Source organism: Aeromonas sp. s5, assembly GCF_040907865.1.
Taxonomy (GTDB): Bacteria; Pseudomonadota; Gammaproteobacteria; order Enterobacterales; family Aeromonadaceae; genus Aeromonas; species Aeromonas dhakensis.
In genome coordinates, this window is the sequence record NZ_JBFOCO010000032.1 from 132264 (window position 1) to 152376 (window position 20113).

A 20113-nucleotide genomic window follows, 5' to 3' on the forward strand; every position below is an offset into this window, starting at 1 on the left:
AGCCATCCCCAGTGAACGGGAATAGAGCCTAAAGCCGGCGTAACAGAGATGAATTCTGAGTGTTGGCACAGTTTGTGCTTTTATCTGGGGGAGTGGCGTCAATTTGACGGCACAATAAAAAGAGGCCGGGCGATCCGGCCTAAAACGAGCATACGCTCAGGAGAATATGACCAAGCGTGACAGAACTGAACAGCTGTACAACACTTGGCTTTACTAATAGAGAATAGATTCTCTCCCGATAGAACAGAGTGCGAACCGAACACCCCTTTGTTCCATCTCTTGACCAGGGCGGCCTGAACAACCGCCCTGTTTTCTTTTATCAGCCCTGCAGCAGGGAGAGTGCTGACTGCGGACGCTGGTTTGCCTGAGACAGTATGGTCGAGGCTGCCTGTTGCAGAATGTTCTGCTTGGTCAGGTTGGCGGTCTCGGTCGCGAAGTCTGCGTCGCGGATCCGTGAACGGGCGGCACTGACGTTTTCAGAGACGTTCGCCTGGTTGCGAATGGTCGAATCGAACCGGTTCTGCACCGCACCCAGCTCGGCACGCTTGCTATCCACCACTTTAATCATGTAATCCAGGTTGGCCATGGCCGATTGTGCATCTTTGGCGGTAGTGATACTACCAATACTGGTTGTAGTCACTGTCCCACTCGAGCTCTTCGTCACAGAATAGGGCTCACCAGTAGTAGTTGTTGTGACTGTGGCATTACCTTTCGTTGCTGACGCCATACCAGAGATGCTGAAAGCAGTGGTCATCCGGAACGTGATGGTCTGACCAGCGTCGGCACCAACCTGGAAGGATCCCACATAGCCACCATTGAGCAGATTCTGGCCACCGAAGGTGGTATCTTTGGACACCCGGTCGATTTCAGTCATCAGCTGAGTGTACTCTTGCTGCAACGCGGTACGGTCATCCGTGTTGTTGGAGCCGTTGGCAGACTGCTGGGATAGGGTACGCATCCGTTGCAGCATGGAGGTGATTTCATCCATGGCGCCTTCGGCGGTCTGGGCGACGGAGATACCGTCGTTGGCGTTGCGGTTGCCCTGATCCAGACCATTGATCTGGGAGGTCAAGCGGTTGGAAATCTGCAGACCGGCGGCATCGTCTTTGGCGCTGTTGATGCGCAGACCGGATGCCAGACGGGTGTAGGATGTATCCAGAGATTTGTTGGTGTTCATCAGGTTACGCTGGGCGTTGAGCGATGAAACGTTCGTATTGATATAAAGACCCATGACTATTCTCCTAAGCTATTAAATTTACTATTTAATTTGCTCGAACTTTATTGTCTTTTCTGTTCGATGCTTCTTATTTAACGGCCTCTTTTTCGATGTCTTTAGCATTATTTTCAACGCTTCATCGCATTAACGCCGCTTACCCTATATATCGGCATGTTCCGGCTGAACTTGAGGAAAAAAGTGCCCTGTTTTGCTCATTGAATTCATCAGGCTTGCGACAACGGGCCGGGCGCAGGTTTATGTCCACCTCCCCTACAACATGACGCCGCTCAGATGCATCGCGCTGGCTGGCGCCAGCGCGGCCGAGAAAAACTTGGTCTGGCTCCCACTTCTTGCAGGCAGCCATTGGTCAGACGCCGCAATCCCCCCTAAAATCGCGGCCCCATCAACAATTGGACGTGAGTTGTTCTCCATGCAGACACTGGTTGAGCAGATTGTTTACATCAGCGACATGTTTGGTACTGCGGTATTCGCGTTTTCGGGCGTACTGGTGGCGGGCCGTCTCAGGATGGACGGTTTTGGCGTCATGGTGTTGGCGGCAGTCACCGCCATCGGCGGCGGTACCATCCGCGACATGATCCTGGGGGCTACCCCGGTCTTCTGGGTACGTGACCCTCTCTACATCTGGGTGGTGATCGCCACGGCACTCATCGGCATGTGGATGGTCAAGCTGCCCCGTCGCATGCCCTGGTACGTGTTACCGGTCGCCGACGCCTTCGGGCTGGCGCTCTTTACCGTGATCGGGGCACAAAAAGCCCTCAACTTTGGTACATCGGGGCTGATCGCCGTATTGATGGGCACCATGACAGGGGTGGCCGGCGGCATGATCCGTGACGTGCTGGCCCGGGAGGTGCCCATGGTGCTGCAAAAGGAGATCTATGCCACCGCCTGCATCCTGGGGGGCATCCTCTATACCCTGGCGCTGGAGATAGACGTGGATCGGGTGACCGCCATGCTCATCTGCATGACGGCGGTGTTCGGTTTACGGGTGGCCGCCATCTACTGGCATCTGTCACTGCCTACCTTCTCGCTGCAGCGCAATTGACCTCACAACCGGCGTCAGGTCGCACTCCCGGCCCGGTTGCGTTGAACCAAGCAGGCTTTTCTGTTGTCATAGGATGCAGTGTTGTAAGCCGGAATCCCTCATGCAAAAACTTGGACTCATCGCATCACTGTTACTGATGAATGTGGCAACGGCGCAGGCTGAAGCCCAGGTACTGTTTGGTCGGCTCGCGTCCACCCCGGTGCAGCAGTTCAACCAGCAGATCCGTCAGGCAAGCACCGCCCAGCAGAGCTGGGTCAATGACTATCGTGAAGTGGCCCTGCGTTTCGTCGGCCACAGCGACATACCCAGTCGCATCCAGGCGCAGCAGCTGGACAACGATCTGGTGCTCTCGGTCGCCCTCGATGGCACCAAGAGCGACATGATCTACATCCTGACCCTGTTTCGCAGCAACAACCTGTGGCAGATGCGCCAGGCGGAAATGGGATGGCGCTGCCAGGGGCAGTCCACCTTTACCCCCGTCCCCTGCCCTTGAGCCTCAACCTGCAAGTGAAATAAAAAAATCCGGCACATTGGCCGGATTTTTTTATGCACGCTTGAACGTCACCTTACGGACGGTACACCTTGACGTTGGCAAAACCCTTCTCTTTCAGATAGAGCGCCTGCAGCTTGCTCATCACGCCGCGATCGCAGTAGAGCAGGTAGGTCTTCTCCTTGGGCAGGTCACCAAAGGCGGTGGCCAGTTTGAAGAAGGGAATATGCATGACCTCACGCCCTTCCACCAGCAACGGCTTCTCGTCGTGCTCATCCATGGAGCGGATATCGAGGATCACCTCGTTGTCACCGCTCTCGGCGGTGGTCTCCACTTCCTGCACCTCGGCGGCGGTCTCTTCGCCGATGCGACGAATGTCGAGGTAACGGGCCTCGGCCACCACCTTGTCCAGAATGGCGAAGTCGAAGTTGCCCTCTTCCTCTTCAATGCGGGCCAGATCGGCTTTCACGGTCGGCTTCTTGGAGATGACGCCGCAATACTCCGGCATGGTCTCGGCGAACTCCAGGGTACCGATGCGGCGCGCTTCGCTGATGATGTCCGGTTTGTCCCAGGTGATGAGCGGGCGCAGGATCACCTTGTCGGTCACCCGGTCGATGACGTTCAGGTTGGTGAGGGTCTGGCTGGAGACCTGACCCACGCACTCACCGGTCACCAGAGCCGGGATCTGGAACTCGTCGGCCACCTTGGCGGCGGCGCGCATCATCATCCGCTTGAGCACCACGCCCATCTGGCCGTTGTCGATCTTCTCGAGGATCTCGGCCACCACAGGCTCGAAGTCCACCGCAGTAAAACGCACCCGGTGGGAAGAGCCGAAGCGGTTCCACAGGTGATAGGCCACCTGCTTGACGCCGATCTCATGAGCAGCCCCACCCAGATTGAAGAAGCAGTAGTGCACCCGGCAACCGCGCTTGATGAACTGGAAGGAGGCCACGCCCGAGTCAAAACCACCGGAGATGAGGCTCAGCACATCTTCCTGGGTGGCGATGGGCATGCCGCTCAGGCCCTGGTGGATGGCGCTGACGATGAACAGCTCTTCGCCGTCGATCTCGAGGTTGATCTTCACATCCGGGTTCTTGAGGCGCACGCCGTTACTCACGCAGTGCTGGTTCAGGCCACCACCCACGTAGCGCTCCACTTCGAGGGAGGAGAACTCGTGCTTGCCGTGGCGCTTGGCGCGCACGCAGAAGGTCTTGCCCTCGAGCTGGTCACCCCATACGGCTTTCACCTGCTCGAAGATGTCGTGCAGGTCGGTAAACTTGCTGGCTTGCACCTCGAGGAAGGCCTGAATGCCGGGAATGCAGGCCAGGGCTTCGATGGCCTGTTCACGGAACTGGTCATTGCGGGAGCTCACGATCAGCTTGTCCCAATCCATCCGCACCCGGGCATCGTCGTCGAAGCGGCGCAGGACATTGCGGATATTGCCCTGCAGGATCTTGATAAAGCGCTGGCGAACCGACTTGCTCTTGATGGTGATTTCCGGGAACAGCTTGATAATGAACTTCATGGTAATGACTCGGGTGACCTTGATTTAAGGGCGCGAATTATATCAGAACTTTGTGGCCAGCGCCTACTGGATGAGCGTTTGCTCACATTCCCCCACGCAATGTTTGCCGCAGCGAGGCAATCTTGCGTATATTCCCGAACCTGCGCCCTGGCAACATTCCTGACCACAGACCCATTCGATGAAGACCTATATCTACTACCCCGGCATGGAAGTGCGCGACGAGCTGTGGCTCAAGTTTGCCCTGCTCTATCTGGAGCGGCTCGCCTTCGTCTTCACCGTCAGTGAGAAGAGCGGCCTCACCGCCCTGCTGCAAACCCTCGAGCAGGAGACGGATCTGCTGGCCGAGCGGCCGGATGCCGCCTTCTTTGCCGCCATCACCCCCCAGATAGAGAGTCAGATTGCCGGCCTTATCGCCCCCGACTTCGTGCGTCACAAGGTGTTTGGCAACAAGGAGCTGATCGGGCGCTGGCGCACGCCGGCCAACCACGACTGTTTCTGCCCGGCCCAGGCGGGGCTGGAGCGGCTGCACGGCTTTTGCCTGGCCCACGGTTTTGCCAGCCGGGAGGAGGGCGGGTTCAGGATGGCGCGGCGCTTTGCCAACCTGCTCTCCATGCGGCTCGCCCGCGAGTGGGCACTCGCCAATGAGGGGGCACTTATCACCGATCACGACTATCTGGACCGGCTGCTCCACCTGCTCGAATCCCGCTATCACAACCGCGGTGGTCAGGATTGCTTCCACCTCGAGATCCCGTTGCAAGTGCCCACTCACTTGAGCGATATCCCGTTTGCAGAGCTGATCGCCCTGCGCAGTCGCAGCGGCTTTCGCCAGCAGCTGGCCGAGTTTAATCAGGCGCTCGATGCCCTGCTCGCCATGCTGGGCAGCGGCTACGCCGAGCCAGCTGTACTGACCCGCTTCGAGCAGGCGCAGCAGGGGCTCAACCAGCTGCTGGGGCCGCAGACCCAGAGCCTGCCGCTCACTACGCTCGTCAGTACCGGCCTGCCCGCCATGGCGATGATCCATCGCCTCAAGGCGAGCCATCCGGACAGCAAGCTGGTGTTTCACTCCATCAAGAAGAGCCACTTCCACCAGCGCAAGAGTCAGCACTTCTTCACCCGGTTGGGTCAGGTCAAGCCCTGACTCCGCGGCGCCCTATGGGGAAATCGACAATCCGCTGACGGCATCGGATCCATCCCCCGATGTCGTCAATATTCTGACACCCCAAAGAGAGGCACCTCCCCTCAGGAGGGATTTTCCAAGCGAAACTCGATGCGATCGCTGTTACCCGCCTCGTCCACCACCACCAGCTGATAGCGACCCGCCTCGCTCAGCACCTGATCCCCGTCCCAGCGCAGCCGCTGGCCGTTGAGAAACCAGGCCGGCTTGCCGACACCGCCCAGCACCCTGGGCTGCAACCGGTAGCGCTGACTGCGGATAAGGTTGCCCTCCCCCAGCGCCAGGATGCGGATGGGGGCCTGCAGCTCGGTGCTCTGCCCCTCCCCCTTGCAACCACTCGCCAGCAGCGCCTGGCGCCGCTCTGCAGGCCCCCGCCACGGCTCCAGCGACAGCGGCCAGAGGGCCCGAAAACCGGATTGCGCCGCATCCTGGCAGCGTGACAGGGTCGGTTTGCCCTCCTTGGTCAGCGCAACCTGGCGCAGCGGCGAGGGCCAATCCATGGGATCCGGCAAGGTGGGGGGATCGCGTCCTTCCAGCAACCAGGCACTCTGGCGCTGCAGACACGTTTGCGGCAGGGGCGCGCTCGCCTTGCGCCCCAGCGGCCAGCAAACTTCGGCCTCGCTCACCGTGTTGGGTTGTGCCGGCAGGGGGCTGTTGTCAGCCAGCCGCGAGTAGACCGAGAGCAGCAGTGGCACCGCCGCGCTCTGGCCGTAAAAACCGGGCATGGGGGTGCCGTCGGGGCGCCCCAGCCAGACGCCTATGGTCCAGCGACCGGAGACCCCCATCGCCCAGCTGTCGCGGTAGCCATAGCTGGTGCCGGTCTTCCAGGCCAGCCGGTTGACCCGGCCGGTCGCCTCGCTGGCAAAGGGCTGATCCGCCCGCCCCTGCGCGCTCAATATCTGCCAAATGATCCAGGCCGCTCCCGGGCTCAGCAAGGGACGCGACACCGCCTGCTGCCCTGCCAGCCAGACCGGCATCGCCACCTGTCCCTCACGGGTCAGCGCACTGTAGAGCGCTACCAGCTGCTCGAGTCGAATGCCCGCCGCCCCGAGCGCAATGGCCGGATTGGGTTTGTCGGAAAGGGCCAGCCGTACCCCGGCGTTGTCGAGGCGGCTGACCAACTTGTCCGGCCCCAGCGCCTCCAGCACCTGCACCGCCGGCACGTTGAGGGATTGCTGCAGCGCCTGGGTCAGGGTCACCGGCCCCTGAAAGGCGCCGGAAAAATTGGCGGGACGATAGTCAGACCCGAGCCTTGGCGCATCAGAGAGCAGGGAGGCCGAGTGCACCAGCCCCTCGTCCATGGCCAGACCGTAGATAAAGGGCTTGAGGGTGGAGCCGGGGGAGCGGATCGCCTGCACCATGTCGAGGTAACCGTGGCGGCGCAAATTGCCATACTCGGCGCTGCCCACATAGGCGCGTACCGCCATGGTTCTGTTGTCCACCAGCAGCAGGGCGGCGGAGGTCTGCTCGGGGAAACGGCGGATATAGCTCGCCACCCGCCCCTCCAGCCAGCGCTGCAGATCGCCGTCTATGGTGGTATGCACCAGCGCCCCAGCCTGATTGTCGGCGGCGAGGCGGGCAAACAGCGGCGCCTCCATCGGCGTGAAGTGACCGCGAGCCAGCACCGGCTCGATACGTCCCTCCAGCCACACCTGTTCGGGCCAGACACCCTGCGCTACCAGTCGCTGCATCACCTTGTCACGGGCGGTGCGGGCCCGCTCGGGATGCCGGTCCGGCCGGTTGCGGCTGGGAGCCTGCGGCAACACCGCCAAAAGCGCCGCCTCGGCATGGGTCAGCCTGGCGGCGCTCTTGCCGAGATAGGCAAAACTTGCCGCCTGCACCCCCTCCAGATTGCCGCCAAACGGCGCCCGGTTGAGGTAGACGGTGAGCAGGGTGCGCTTGTCGTAGTGCCACTCCAGTTGCAGCGCTCGGACCATCTGGCGCAACTTGCCGGGCACACTCCTATGGTAGGGCTCGATAAGGCGGGCCACCTGCATGGTGAGGGTCGAGCCGCCCGACACGGCCCGCCCGTAACGCAGCCACTGCCAGACCCCGCGCACCATGGCCACCGGATTGACCCCGGGATGATGCCAGAAGTAGCGATCCTCGTAGCCCAGCAGCGCCTCGATATAGCGGGGGGAGACCTGCTCCAGGGTCACGGGGTAGCGCCACACCCCGCTGGTGTCGGCAAAGGCGCGCAGCGGTCGCCCCTTCATGTCGAGCACCACCCGTGCGTAGGCAGGGTCGAGTGGCGGCGGCGGGAAAATGCGATCCAGCGCCAGCAATGACAGGAGCAGTGCTACAACTCCCAGCACCGAAAAGCGCAGCCAGCGCGGCAGACAGCCAAGCCAGCGCCCGCCAGCGCGGCCTAATTTCAGCCAGCCACGCAGCCAGAAAGTGAGCGGGCGAACCCGCTCAAGGGAGGGGTCGTTGCCCAGAGAGCGTCTGCGACCCATCAAGCGCCAGCTACTCAGAAATCGTTACCTCATGGATATCCTCACCCACGGCCCTGAGCTCGGGGCGGTACATATCCTCCACCTGGGTCGGCGGCACCTGATAGCGACCCGGCGTCACCGCCCGCATCAGGTAGACCAGCTGCTGGTTGCTCCCCTCGCTCAGATCCAGCGCTGCCGTGTAGCGGTCATCGCGAAACTCCTGATGCTTGAGATAGTCGTTCCACTCGCTCTGCCACGCCGGTTTCCCCTCAATGGAGAGCTCTTCCAGCTTGATGCTGTTGCCAAGGGCCGGGTTCTCCAGCTCGAAGCCAGCGGGCACCATCTCCACCAGCAGGGCATCGGGCACCGCCGATTCACTGCTGACGTTGAGCCGCACCACCACCAGATCGCCGACCTTCACCTTGGTCGGGTCAAAACGCTGACCGTCGCTGTTGAACCAGCTGCGTGTCACGCTTATCCCCTGACTCAACCTGGTAGGAGCCTGTTCGGGGTAACCGACCAGAGTGCGCTGCACATAGAGGGATCCCTTGCCCTCATTGGTGACGGTACTCGCCGCCAGCGCCTCTGGGGTACCCTGCTGCAGCGGAGCCGAACCGCTCAGGGATCCACCGCCAAGCGAGGAAGTTACCCTAGCCTGCCAGTCGACGGCCGGGTCGAAGCGGGCGAGTCGTAGCAGGGCGAGCCGCTCCTGAGTGCTGAGCCACTGACGGTGAGCCAGGGTATTGGCCACCTTGGCGCTGAGATCAGGCCAGCGCTCCGCAGCCAGCTTGTGCTGGCGCAGCAGGGAGAGCTCAAGGGCTTCATCGCGCAGCGGTGAGCCGTAATCCCCCAGATAGTCGTCCCCGCGCTCGGTCGCCAACGCCCGATTGAGGGCCTTGGCGGCGTTCTGCTCATCCCCCATGGCCGAGAGGGCCAGCGAGAGGTGGAGCAGCGGCAAACCGGAGCGAGCGTGATCGGCCTGCTGCTCCCAGATAAGGCGCAGGGTAGCGAGCGGTGCCTTGCCCACCCGGGCCAGCACATAGGCGCTGTAGGCCTGATAGGCCAGCCGGCTGTGCTCGGGGGCACTGCTCCAGCGCTCGCCGTACTGGCTGTCGGTGAGATAGCTTTGCAGCCGGTTCAGCGCCTGATTGAGCATCGCCTCCGGCACGGCATCGCCCGCCTCCTTGCGCGCCAGCAGGTAGTCGGCGGCATAGGCTGTGAGCCACTGCTCCTCGTCGGAGCGGCCATCCCAGAGGCCAAAACCGCCGCTTGGCAGTTGCAACCGCTGCAGCCGCTGCAGCAGGGCGCGTTGCACATCCGCCTCACTCGCCGCTTTCTTGCCCGCTGCCGGTTTGTTCCAGGCGGCGCGCTCATCCGCCGTGGTCAGCAAGTAAGGCCAGGCACGGGACAAGGTCTGCTCCAGACAGGCATAGGGGTAGTCGGCCAGCGCCTGCCACTGGGCTGCCGGATCCCAGGGGGGAGTGCCGGAGAGGCTGAGCAGCCCCTGCAGGTTGACGCGATCCAGCCCGGCCAGCTCAGCTGGCGAAAAGCTCATCTGCTGGCCGGGGGCCAGCATCTGGTAGCGCTGGCGCGTCTCGGCCGGCCAGGGGGAGCGTAGCGGCAAATACCAGTCGCGGCTGATGGCAAAATCCTTGCCGCTGGCCGCCAACTGCAGGCTCGCCACGCCGCTCGCTCCGGTCACGGTGAGCGGCAGGGTCAGCCACTGCTCTTCGCCATTTCTCAGGGCCAAGGTGCGGGGCAGCTCGCCGTTTGCTTTCAGCCCACCATTGAGGGTCCAGGCAAGGGAGAGGGTCTGATCCTCGCCGCTCATGTTGCGCAGTTGCACCAGCGCCCGGGTCTCATCCCCTCTGGCGCCAAAGCGCGGCCAGCCAATTTCGGCCACCAAGGGCGCTACTACCTTGACGGCGCGCTCAGCCTCACCCACTTGCTGTTCGTTCCAGGCAAGCGCCATCAGCGCCAGCTCGCCGTTGAAGTTGGGCAGATCGAGCGGGATCATCGCCTTGCCGCTCTCATCAAAACTCACCTCGCCGCTCCAGAGTGCGGCGATCTCGACCCGGCTCTCCAGCGCGCCGCCCTTTTTCAGCGGCGCCCGATCGCCCCCGTAGTTGAGGCGGGCCAGCTTGCCATCCTGCGGCGGGATCACCTGACCGTAGTTGTCGAACAAATCCTGGGCGAAGCGCTTGCGACCAAAGAAGATCTCGAACGGGTCGAGCGGCTGGTAGTCGCTGATGTTGAGCACGCCCCGATCCACCGCGGCCAGCACCACGCGGCCCTGACTGTTGGGGGTGGAGGTGGCGGTCACTTCCAGTCGGGTGAGCGGCACCGCTTTGTCCGGTGAGCTCAGGGTAAGCGGCAGACGGCGCGCTTCCCGATCCAGGGTGAGCGGCACCAGGCCGACCGAGCGCAAGCTCTGCCCCTGCTGCTTGCCGACCGGTTTGGAGGCGCTGTCTGGCGCGGCGATCTGGGCCGAGATATGCAGGTCATGACGCTGCCACTCGGGGCTGACCGGGATCTCAAACTCGCCGCGGGCATCCTTGGCATCGCCACCGGCCCCCTTGAGCTCGATGCGCTGCCACCAGCGCAGGCCGTCGCCATCTTCCACCAGCAGCAAGCCCTTGCCGGGGCGCGGCGCCACCAGGGTCACTTTGGCCTTGTCACCCGCCTGATAGGCACGCTTGTCGAGGGTGATGGCAATCTTGTCAGGCCGAGCCTGCTCGCCACCGCCGCCCCAGGCGTAACTGCCTATTTCCACCCGCAGGCTGGATTGATGGCCCTGACTGTTCTCCACTTCCAATCGATACCAGCCCGCCGCCAGTTGCAGCGTGAGCGGGGTCGGCCCCTTGCCATCCAGCTGCAGGGTCTGCTCCTGCTCCAGATAGGGCTGGCTGTTGAACTCGTACTTCCACCCCTCGCCATCGGCGTAGTGCCAGTAGTAGTCGCGGTACTCGTTGATGAGGCGCACCTTCACCGCCCCCGCCACCGGCTGGCCCTTGTCATCGAGGTTGAGGATCTGGAAGGGGAGCGGTTTGCCCCCTTCCACCCGATCTGCCACAAAGTCGGCCTTGAGAGCTGGCCACTGGCTGCCCGCGGGCCAGCCATACTGGGTACGGCTGCGATTGACGGCGCGGCCACCGGGCTCGGCGAGCGACACCCGATAGGCCACCTCCAGCGGCCCGAGAGCGCGCACCCCATCGAGCTCATCAGCCAGCGAAAAAGTCCCCTGCCCCTGCGCATCGAGGGTGATGTTGAGGGGCTCGAGATCCTTGGCCTGCTCGGCGAGCAGCACGTCACCCAGAGTGAACTCCTGCCACTGGGTAAAGGGCATGGTGGCGCGACTTAACTTCACCTCCGCCTTCGCCTTGGTGGCACTGGCTGGCGCGCCGTAGAGATAGTCCCCTTGCAGTGGCAGAGTGAGGGCCGCGTCCAGATCAGTGACTTCGCCATCCGGCCCCTTGCCAAGCTGCAGTTTCAGCCGCTCCGGCAAGAACTCCTCCACCAGAAAGGGCCACTCGAAGCGACTGCCGGCGGCGGTCTTGAGGTTGATGGTCCAGCGCCCGAGCGGCGCATCATCCGGCAGACGCAGGCCGTAGTGGGCGGCGCCAAGGCTATCCGGCAGCAGCCGTTTCTGCTCGAGCAGCTGGCCGTCCGGCTGCTTCACCTCCAGCTCCACCGCCATACCCGGCAGCAGCTGGCCATCCTGCCCCTTGAGCAGGATCTCGCTGTCGAGCCGCTCGCCGGGGCGATAGAGGTCGCGCCCGCTGAACAGATAGAGCTGCTGGGCCTGCCAGGGCTGGGTACCGAGATCGAAGGTGGAGAGATCGAGCGCCGCCCCGTCGAGACGCAGCACCGCCAGATGGTTGCCCTGCTCGGCCAGCAGCAGGCGAGCCCCCTGCACCTGATCGAAGCGGCGATGGCCCTGCGGATCGGTGGTTTGCACCTGCAGCCGGTTGCCCTTCTCGTCGAGCAGGGAGAGCTGCACATCCTTGAGCGGGTCGGCGCTGGCCAGGGAGCTCACGAACACCTCCAGCTGATCGCGGTAGCGGCGGGCACTGAGCCCCATATCGCTCACCGCAAAATAGGTGGTCTCCTTGCGCCAGTCGTAGTTGCCAAGGGGCGACATCACCGCAAAGTAGACGCCAGCCTCCGCCAGTTGCGGCTCCTTCACATTGATAAGGCGGGTCTCGCGCCGGTTGGCATCGAGCTCCAGCGCATAGCGACCGCTGAACACCCGCTTGGCCCGCTTGGTGATCTGCTCAAGCTCCCAGTTGCCCATGCCGGCACCGGGGCGATACTCGGTCAGAAAACGGGGCAGATATTCCGCATCGACCCGGAAGAAGTCGATATTGACCTCGTCCACGTTGACCGCGCTGATGGGCAGGCGAAGTTCCTGACGCAGCGGCAATACCATGCCGCTGGCGGTAAAGGAGGCTCCTGCCTCCAGCGGCCGGGTCTTGAGGGTCCAGCTCTGGGGGGATGGGCCCAGCCCAGCCTTGAGGCTCACCTCGTAGCTCTTGTCGGGCTGAACGTTCGGGAAATAGAGGGTGCGACCATCGTCGGCGAGGATCCACTCCCCCTGCACCTGCTTGCCCCCCTCGCTGACTGCAAGCCAGCTTTGCCAGTTCGCCTTGGGGGTCAGGGAGCTGGAGAAGACCAGCGCCAGCGCCGGGGCATCCCGATATTGGCGGGCATTGGCCTGCACTACGGCGCTTGGTGCGCCCGCTTCCTGCTGCGCGGCAGCCGCTTGCGTGGTCGGCCCATTGGCGACAGGCTTGTCGGGGCCGCAGCCGCTCAGCAGCAGCGCCGTGAATCCCGCCAGCAGCAGGACCGGCCAGCGGCGCCCGGGGGCGGCCGTCTGTTGCGGTGAGGAACGAGAGAAGCGAGGGTGAGAGTCGACGCGGCGCATAAATGTCATCCCTGATTGGCTCGCTGCCAGTGCAGCGCAATAGCCAACAGGATAAGGGATCAGGCTCGCTTGACACAAAGCTCATTGCGTTAAAACGCCGCCGGCCCCCGCCAGATGCAACAGCGCCGACCCTGGGGTCGGCGCTCGCTTGCGGCTGGGGCGGGTTACTCCATCACCGCCATCTGCCAGGTCTTGAAACCGCCGGAGAGGTTTTTCACCTTGAAGCCGTGCTGGCTAAGCAGGCGACAGGCCACGTGGCCGCGCAAGCCCACCTGGCAGCTGATGAGCAGCTCTTTATCCTTGGGCAGTTCATGAAGGCGATTGCGCAGCTCATCAAGCGGAATGTGCATCGCCCCCGGAATGCGACCCAGCTTGTCGAGCTCGGGGCCATTTCGCACATCCAGCACCTGCTGATGGGGGTGACGGGCCTCAACCTCGGCGGCATGACAGAGCAGGGTATCCCCCTTCAAGTGGTTGCTGGCCACAAAGCCCGCCATGTTGATCACGTCCTTGGCCGACCCGAAGGGCGGTGCATAGGTAAGTTCCAGATCCTGCAGATCGAACACGGTGAGACCGGCGCGCTGAGCCACCGCCAGCACATCGATGCGCTTGTCGACCCCGTCCTTGCCGATGGCCTGGGCGCCATAAATCTTGCCATCCGGGGCAAACAGCAGCTTGAGGCTGACCGGGTGAGCGCCTGGGTAGTAACCGGCGTGGCTGCCCGGGTGGACATAGGCCTTCTCGAACGGCAGCCCCAGCTGCAGCAGCCGCTTCTCGTTCAGCCCGGTGCTGGCCACCGCCAGATCGAACAGCTTGCAGATGGCGGTACCCTGGGTCTTCTTGTAGGTTTCGGCGCGGCCCAGCATGTTGTCGGCGGCGATGCGCCCCTGCCGATTGGCAGGCCCCGCCAGCGGGATCAGCACAGACTCGCCGGTGACGAAGTCGGTCTCCTCCACCGCATCCCCCACCGCATAGATGAAGGGATCCGAGGTGCGCATGGCGACATCCACCTTGATGCCGCCGCGGGGCCCCAGGTCCAGCCCCGCCTTGGCGGCGAGCAGGGTCTCGGGCTTGACGCCGATGGCCAGGATCAGCAAGCCGGTATCGAGCCGGGTGCCATCGCTCAGGGTCAGTCGCAGCCCACCCCGTTGTTCAGTGGCCACGGCAGCGGTTTTTTCCGCTAGCACATCCAGACTCTCGATGGCGGAGAGGCCGGTGCGCAGGCGCAGGTCGATCCCCTCCTCCCGGATGCGGGCATGGAGCATGTTGGCCATCTCCTTATCCACCGGTGCCATCACCTGATCGGAGAGCTCCAGCAAAGTAACGTCCAGCTTGCGCTGGTGCAGCGCCTCCATCATCTCCAGCCCGATGAAACCGCCCCCCACCACGGTGACGTGGCGCGGCTGATCGTGCGCCAGCGCCGCCAGAATGCGATCCATGTCGGGAATATTGCGCAGGGTGTGCACACCCGAGCTGTCAATGCCGGGGAAGGGAGGCCGGATGGGGGCCGCGCCCGGGCTAAGCAGCAGCACGTCGTAGGGTTCGCGCCGCTCTTCACCGGTCAGCAGGTTGCGCACCAGCAGGCTCTTGCCGGCCTTGTCTATCTCGATGACGTCGTGAAAGACCCGCACATCCACGTTGAAGCGGCGTTTGAAGCTTTGGGGGGTCTGCAACAGCAGGGCATCCCGGTTGGGGATGTCACCACCGATGTGATAAGGCAGCCCGCAGTTGGCGAAGCTGACGAACTCGCCCCGCTCGAACATCACAATTTCCGCCTCTTCGCTCAGACGGCGGGCTCTGGCGGCAGCAGACGCGCCCCCCGCTACCCCGCCTACAATCAGGATCCGTTTCATCAGCAAGACTCCAGTCAACGACAAATTGACATTAAATTAGTATTTTCTAATTTAGATTTCAATGAAATTTTGTTTGCACCAATTTTGCAGTATTCTTGCCACCCGACAGTCGTTCAACAGGATGTTATCAGTTCATGTCGTCAACCGCGCTCAGTCATCTCTCTTCTGCCAACCAGACACCGCTGTTCTTTCGTCTGGACGTGCGCAGCCAACGGCTGGTCGCGTTGACCGATGTGATGCAAACCCCGCTCTACTGGCTCGATGAGCCCAGAGGCCCCTGGCCGGCCCAGTTGCCGGATGCGCTGCGCCTGCCTATCGAACAGTTGCTGGCCAGCGGCCATGGCGGCAAGCTGGTACTGCGCTTTGCCGGCCAGCAGTGGCATATTGCCCTCTCCCACGAACAAGATGCCTTCTGGCTCATCTGCCTGCAGACCCTGCGTCAGGAGCCGGTGGCCGACCTGGCACTGCAACTGCCGCGCCTGAGCCAGATGGCGAGCCAGCAGCAGTTTGCCGCCATGCTGGAGGCCCTCAAGGAGAGCCTGGGGGCCGATCGCCTCATCCTCTGGCACTATCAGGCCAACGGCCCCCTCGGCAGCGAGCAGCTGACCCCGGTCTTCACTCTCGGTGCCGACGAGGTAGCCGCCATTCGCGGCGACAGTCGCTACATCCGCGCCCTGCGCACCCGCAAGTCCCTGAGCTTTTCGGAAGCCGCGCACCAGCCCATGCTGAGTCATCACTACTATCTGGCCAATGCCGGCGTGAGCTCGCGTCTGGACGGTGCCTTGCTGGAGCAGGAAAAACTCATCGGCGTGCTGAGCCTCGAATACCTCAACGCCACCCCGCTGAGCGAAGAGATGCTGCAACTGGTGCGGCACAGCGCCCAGCTGCTCGGCCACTGGCAACCGGCGCCGGAACCGGTCCAGGCCGCCGTGCTGACGCTGCCTGCCGAGCTCACCCTGCTGACCGGCATCGCTTACTGCCGCGCCCTGGTGAGCTGGGCCATGGGCATCAGCGGCGCGCGCATCGGCTGGATTGGCGAGTACCAGCCGCGCGGCCAGGATCTCTGGATGATCCCGCGCTGCGTGCTGGAAGGGGAGACCTTCTCGGTGCTCAAGCCCATCCAGATGGACCCGGGTCCTGGCCAAGAGCTGTTCCAGCACGGCCAGGCTGTCTATGTGGAAGACCTGCCCCTGCGCTATCCCCAGGCCAGCCAGTTGCTGGCACTCAATGCCCCCGTCTATGTCGGCATTCCGCTGCACGGCTCGCAGGGCGCCCCCATCGGCCAACTCACCCTGCTGCTCGATGCGCCACTGGCCGACCCCATGCCGCTGCTCGACGCCCTCAGTAGCCAGCACGAGCGGGCCGCCGTCGAGCTGCAACGATTGGCCGCCGATGATGCGCTGCGGCTGGCCGAGGTGGCCTTCAACACCCACGACGGCCTGCTGGTGATGGATCACAAGGGGTTCATCCTCAAGGTCAACCGCTCCTTTGGCCGCATCACCGGCTTTGCCGACGATGAGATGATCGGCCAGCATATCGTCCGGCTCAGGCCCACCTACTATGGCGATCACCTGGCGCAGGACGTGCGCGAAGCGGTAGCGGCCCAGGAGTTCTGGATGGGCGAAGAGCGCTGCCTGCACAAGGATGGCCACCTGTTCCCGGTCCGCTTGATGGTGAGCGGGGTGCAGGATGAGCACGGCGAGATCAGCCACTATGTCTGCAGCTTCTACGACATCACCCAGGAAAAGGAGGCGGCGCGCCACATCGAGCAGCTCGCCTACTACGACGATCTGTGCGGCCTCTACAACCGCCGCAGCCTCAACGACATCATGCAGCGCACTCTGCAGGAGGCCAGCGGCCAGTGGGGCGCCCTGCTGCTGGTGGATCTGGACAACTTCAAGTCGATCAACGACTCCCTCGGCCATGCCTGCGGCGATCTGCTGCTGCAGGCGGTGGTGGAGCGGCTCAAGACCCTGCCCCAGGACAACCTGGTGCTGGCCCGTATCTCGGGGGACGAGTTCGCCCTGCTGTTCAGCGCCCTGGGCCAGGGTTATGTCACCGCCAAGATCCTGGCAGAACACTTCGCCCGCGAGCTGATGGGGCTGTTTCGCATCCCGTTCGACATCGAGGATCACAAGCTGCACTGCAGCGCCTCGGTGGGGATCAGCCTCTTCTCCAGCGAGGACAAGGATCACCTGGTGCTGATGCAGCAGGCCGACACCGCCACCCACATGGCCAAGCGATCCGGCCAGGGCAACTATGTGTTCTTCAGCGAGGCGATGGCGGAGAAGGAGAAGAGCAAGCTGGCGCTCAACAACCAGCTGCGCGATGCCCTGCGCCATCACGAGCTGCAACTGCACTACCAGCCGCAATACCGGGTCGACAACGGTGCGCTCTCCGGCATCGAGGCGCTGCTGCGCTGGCAGCGCAGCGACGGCAGCATGGTGCCGCCGGCAGAGTTCATCCCCATCGCCGAGGAGACCAGCCTCATCCAGGACATCGGCTACTGGGTGATGAAGACCGCCTGCGCCCAGTACAGCTTCTGGCTCAACCGCGGGCTGGCCATTCCCCATCTGTCGGTCAACGTCAGCGCCCGCCAGTTCCACACCGCAGGCTTCGTGCAGCAGGTGGAATACATATTGCGCGATACCGGGGTGCCCCCCTCCCGCCTGCTGCTGGAGGTGACCGAATCCGTGGTGCTGGAGAACCGGCTGGAGAGCATCGCCAGGATGCGCCAGCTCAAGGAGCTCGGCATCCTGCTCTCCATCGATGATTTTGGCACCGGCTACTCGTCGCTCGCCTATCTGCGTGATCTGCCGGCGGACGAGGTGAAGCTCGACAGAAGCTTCATTCAGACCCTGGTGCACAGCGAGCAGGACAAGGCCATCGTCAAGGCGATCCTGGAACTGGCCAAGGTTTTTCGTTTTACCGTCACCGCCGAAGGGGTGGAGGACGAAGAGCAGCTCGCCATCCTCAAAGCCCTCGGATGCCAGCATTATCAAGGCTTCCTGACCAGCAGACCGCTCACCGCCAAAGCCCTCGAGAGCCTGCTGGGTGCCCCGGTACCGGGCTAAACATGTAGGATTTATAGGGCTTTATGTAATAAAATAACGGCCTGCTCGAATCATTGGAGTCGTCTATGTCTGTCATTAATCGGATCCCTGCTGTCGAAGTCAGCGGCACCGCCGCTGAAACCAGTGTGACCACCGATACATCCGGGGTCATTGGCCGGATCCATTCCGTTGAAACCTGCGGCACCGTCGATGGCCCCGGAATACGCTTCATCGTGTTCATGCAGGGTTGCCTGATGCGCTGCAAGTACTGCCACAACCGCGACACCTGGGATACCCAGGGCGGCCGCGAGGTGACAGTGCCGGAGTTGATGAGCGACATCACCAGCTATCGCCACTTCATGAATGCCTCGGGTGGCGGCGTCACCGCCTCCGGTGGCGAAGCCATGCTGCAGCAAAATTTCATCGCCGAACTGTTCGCCGCCTGCAAGGAGAAGGGCATCCACACCTGCCTCGATACCAACGGCTTCGTGCGCCACTACGACGAACAGCTCGACAAGGTGCTCGACAATACCGATCTGGTGCTGCTCGACATCAAGCAGATCAACGACGACAAGCACATTCCGCTGACCCACGTCAGCAACAAGTACACCCTGGAGTTTGCCCGCTACCTGGCCGCCAAGGGCAAGACCATGTGGATCCGCTACGTGGTAGTGCCGACCTGGTCGGACGATGACGAGAGCGCCGAAGGGCTCGGCCAGTTCATCGCCGAGCTGGGAGAGTGCGTCGAGAAGGTGGAGCTGCTGCCCTATCACGAACTCGGCAAGCACAAGTGGGACGTACTGGGCGACACCTATGATCTCACCGGAATCAAGCCGCCCAGCAAGGAGACCATGGACCGCGTCCAGGGCATCCTCGCCAAGTACCACAACAACGTCAAATACTGATAGCTCAGGGGCTGGCCGGGAAAACGCCGGCCCCTTTCACATCGGGCCTCGCCCACCTGCATGCCGTCACCGGACAAGGATCTGCCATGAGTGAAGGACAAGCCGCCGCCCTGCTGCTCTGGGTACTGCTGCTCACATTCAGCCTGCGTGGCACCTTGCTGCGCACCCTCCACGACAATCCGCTCTACCAGCACCTCTGCCTTGGCGGCGCCATCGTGCTGGTGCCGCTCTGGACCCTACGGGCCGGCCTGCACGACGGGCTGGAGGTGCACTTTCTCGGCCTCACCAGCCTCACCCTGCTGCTGGGCTGGCGCCTCACCCTGCTCGCCCCCTGCCTCACCCTGCTGGTCCTCGCTTACTTCGGGGTCATCCCGCTGGCCGACATCGGCTGGCAGGCCCTCATCGGCGTGGCCCTGCCGGTCGCCACCACCTGGCTGCTGTTTCTGGCCAGCTGGGCCTGGCTGCCGCGTCACCTGTTCGTCTACCTGTTCGTGGTGGCCTTTCTTGGCGGCGCCCTATCCATCTCGGTCAAGGTGGTGGCCAGCGCCCTGCTGATGGGTCTGAGCGACACCTACCCCTGGCACACCATCAGCGCCGATTACCTCTCCATCTGGCCACTGCTGCTCTTCCCCGAAGCCCTGCTCAACGGCATGACCATGACCCTGCTCGCCATCTACCGCCCCCACTGGGTCAACACCTTCTTCGATCGGGAATACCTGGGCCGCTGAGGGACACGCAGCGACAAAAAAGCCCGCAATTGCGGGCTTTTTTTATGGGTGTTACACGGTGCGGGGGCGCAGGTGGGCGTGCCAGCGGGCTTCCCACTTCTTGAACAGCCAGACGATGACGAAGGTCAGCAGCATGTAGAGCAGGCCGGCGGTCAGGAACGCCTCGAACGGGCTGTAGTAGCGGGAGTTGATGATCCGCGCGGCGCCGGTCAGATCGACGATGGTGATGATGCCCGCCACCGCCGAGCCCTGCAGCATGAAGATCACCTCGTTGCTGTAGGCCGGCAGCGCCCGGCGAAACGAGTTGGGCAGAATGATGCGGGTGAGGGTCTGCCAGCGGGTCATGCCGAAGGCGTTGGCCGCCTCAATCTGCCCCTTTGGCATGTTGAGCACGGCCCCGCGCACGATTTCGGCGGTGTAGGCCCCGGTGTTCAGGGTGAACGCCAGCAGGGCGCAGAACCAGGCTTCGGCAAACAGATCCCAGGCGACGCTGTTTTTCAGCCACTCCCACTGGGCGGCGCCGTAGTAGATGATGAAAAGCTGCACCAAGAGCGGGGTGCCGCGAAAGAAGTAGATGTAGGCCCAGATCGGCCCCTTGATCAGCCAGTTGCGGCTGTTGCGCAGGATACCGAGCGGCACCGCCAGCATCAGCCCGAGGATCAGGGAGGTGGCCACCAGCAGTACCGTGGTGTAGAGGCCCTGCCAGTAGGTGGGCCATTCGCTGAGAATGATTGAAAAATCCATGGC

Annotated in this window: 12 protein-coding genes; 6 read left to right on the plus strand and 6 right to left on the minus strand. The window is 63.0% G+C overall.

Annotated features, from left to right (window positions below; translation table 11 throughout):
- Positions 1-319: 319 nt before the first annotated feature.
- Positions 320-1231 carry a flagellin A gene (gene flaA, locus AB5Y94_RS18790; protein ID WP_274182495.1) on the minus strand — a complete coding sequence of 304 codons (912 nt, stop codon included), beginning with the start codon at positions 1229-1231 and terminating at the stop codon, positions 320-322.
- 415 nt (positions 1232-1646) lie between these two features.
- On the opposite strand from flaA, the gene AB5Y94_RS18795 reads away from it, so the two are divergent.
- On the plus strand, positions 1647-2279 hold the full coding sequence (locus AB5Y94_RS18795) for a trimeric intracellular cation channel family protein (RefSeq protein WP_017779902.1): 633 nt from the start codon (positions 1647-1649) through the stop codon (positions 2277-2279).
- Positions 2280-2379: 100 nt separating this feature from the next.
- On the plus strand, positions 2380-2772 hold the full coding sequence (locus AB5Y94_RS18800; protein WP_005299659.1) for a hypothetical protein: 393 nt from the start codon (positions 2380-2382) through the stop codon (positions 2770-2772).
- A 73-nt stretch (positions 2773-2845) separates the two neighbouring features.
- Here AB5Y94_RS18800 and thiI read toward each other — a convergent pair whose 3' ends face one another.
- Positions 2846-4294 carry a tRNA uracil 4-sulfurtransferase ThiI gene (gene thiI, locus AB5Y94_RS18805; RefSeq protein WP_005299656.1) on the minus strand — a complete coding sequence of 483 codons (1449 nt, stop codon included), beginning with the start codon at positions 4292-4294 and terminating at the stop codon, positions 2846-2848.
- A 178-nt stretch (positions 4295-4472) separates the two neighbouring features.
- On the opposite strand from thiI, the gene AB5Y94_RS18810 reads away from it, so the two are divergent.
- Positions 4473-5432 (plus strand): hypothetical protein, encoded by a 960-nt coding sequence (locus AB5Y94_RS18810; protein ID WP_139753745.1) that lies wholly within the window; start codon positions 4473-4475, stop codon positions 5430-5432.
- 101 nt (positions 5433-5533) lie between these two features.
- Here the strand turns inward: AB5Y94_RS18810 and pbpC are convergent, their stop codons facing one another.
- From pbpC to AB5Y94_RS18825, 3 genes are all read right to left on the minus strand, one after another.
- Complete coding sequence (gene pbpC / locus AB5Y94_RS18815; protein WP_368206298.1) at positions 5534-7924, minus strand: penicillin-binding protein 1C; 2391 nt, start codon at positions 7922-7924, stop codon at positions 5534-5536.
- A 10-nt stretch (positions 7925-7934) separates the two neighbouring features.
- Positions 7935-12905: an alpha-2-macroglobulin gene (locus AB5Y94_RS18820; protein ID WP_368206299.1), complete on the minus strand. Its 4971-nt coding sequence runs from the start codon at positions 12903-12905 to the stop codon at positions 7935-7937.
- An 86-nt stretch (positions 12906-12991) separates the two neighbouring features.
- Positions 12992-14680, minus strand: coding sequence for an FAD-dependent oxidoreductase (locus AB5Y94_RS18825; RefSeq protein WP_126882082.1), 1689 nt, complete (start codon positions 14678-14680; stop codon positions 12992-12994).
- Positions 14681-14814: 134 nt separating this feature from the next.
- Between AB5Y94_RS18825 and AB5Y94_RS18830 the strand changes: the two genes are divergently transcribed.
- From AB5Y94_RS18830 to AB5Y94_RS18840, 3 genes are all read left to right on the plus strand, one after another.
- Complete coding sequence (locus AB5Y94_RS18830) at positions 14815-17754, plus strand: EAL domain-containing protein (protein WP_368206300.1); 2940 nt, start codon at positions 14815-14817, stop codon at positions 17752-17754.
- A gap of 65 nt (positions 17755-17819) precedes the next feature.
- Entirely contained in the window at positions 17820-18638 is an 819-nt protein-coding gene (gene pflA / locus AB5Y94_RS18835; protein WP_017765948.1) for a pyruvate formate lyase 1-activating protein, read from the plus strand.
- Positions 18639-18724: 86 nt separating this feature from the next.
- Entirely contained in the window at positions 18725-19366 is a 642-nt protein-coding gene (locus tag AB5Y94_RS18840; protein ID WP_368206301.1) for an energy-coupling factor ABC transporter permease, read from the plus strand.
- 51 nt (positions 19367-19417) lie between these two features.
- On the opposite strand, the gene AB5Y94_RS18845 is transcribed toward AB5Y94_RS18840, so the two are convergent.
- A complete protein-coding gene (locus AB5Y94_RS18845; RefSeq protein ID WP_124250140.1) occupies positions 19418-20110 on the minus strand; it encodes an ABC transporter permease in 693 nt (230 codons plus the stop codon).
- Between the last annotated feature and the right edge of the window lie 3 nt (positions 20111-20113).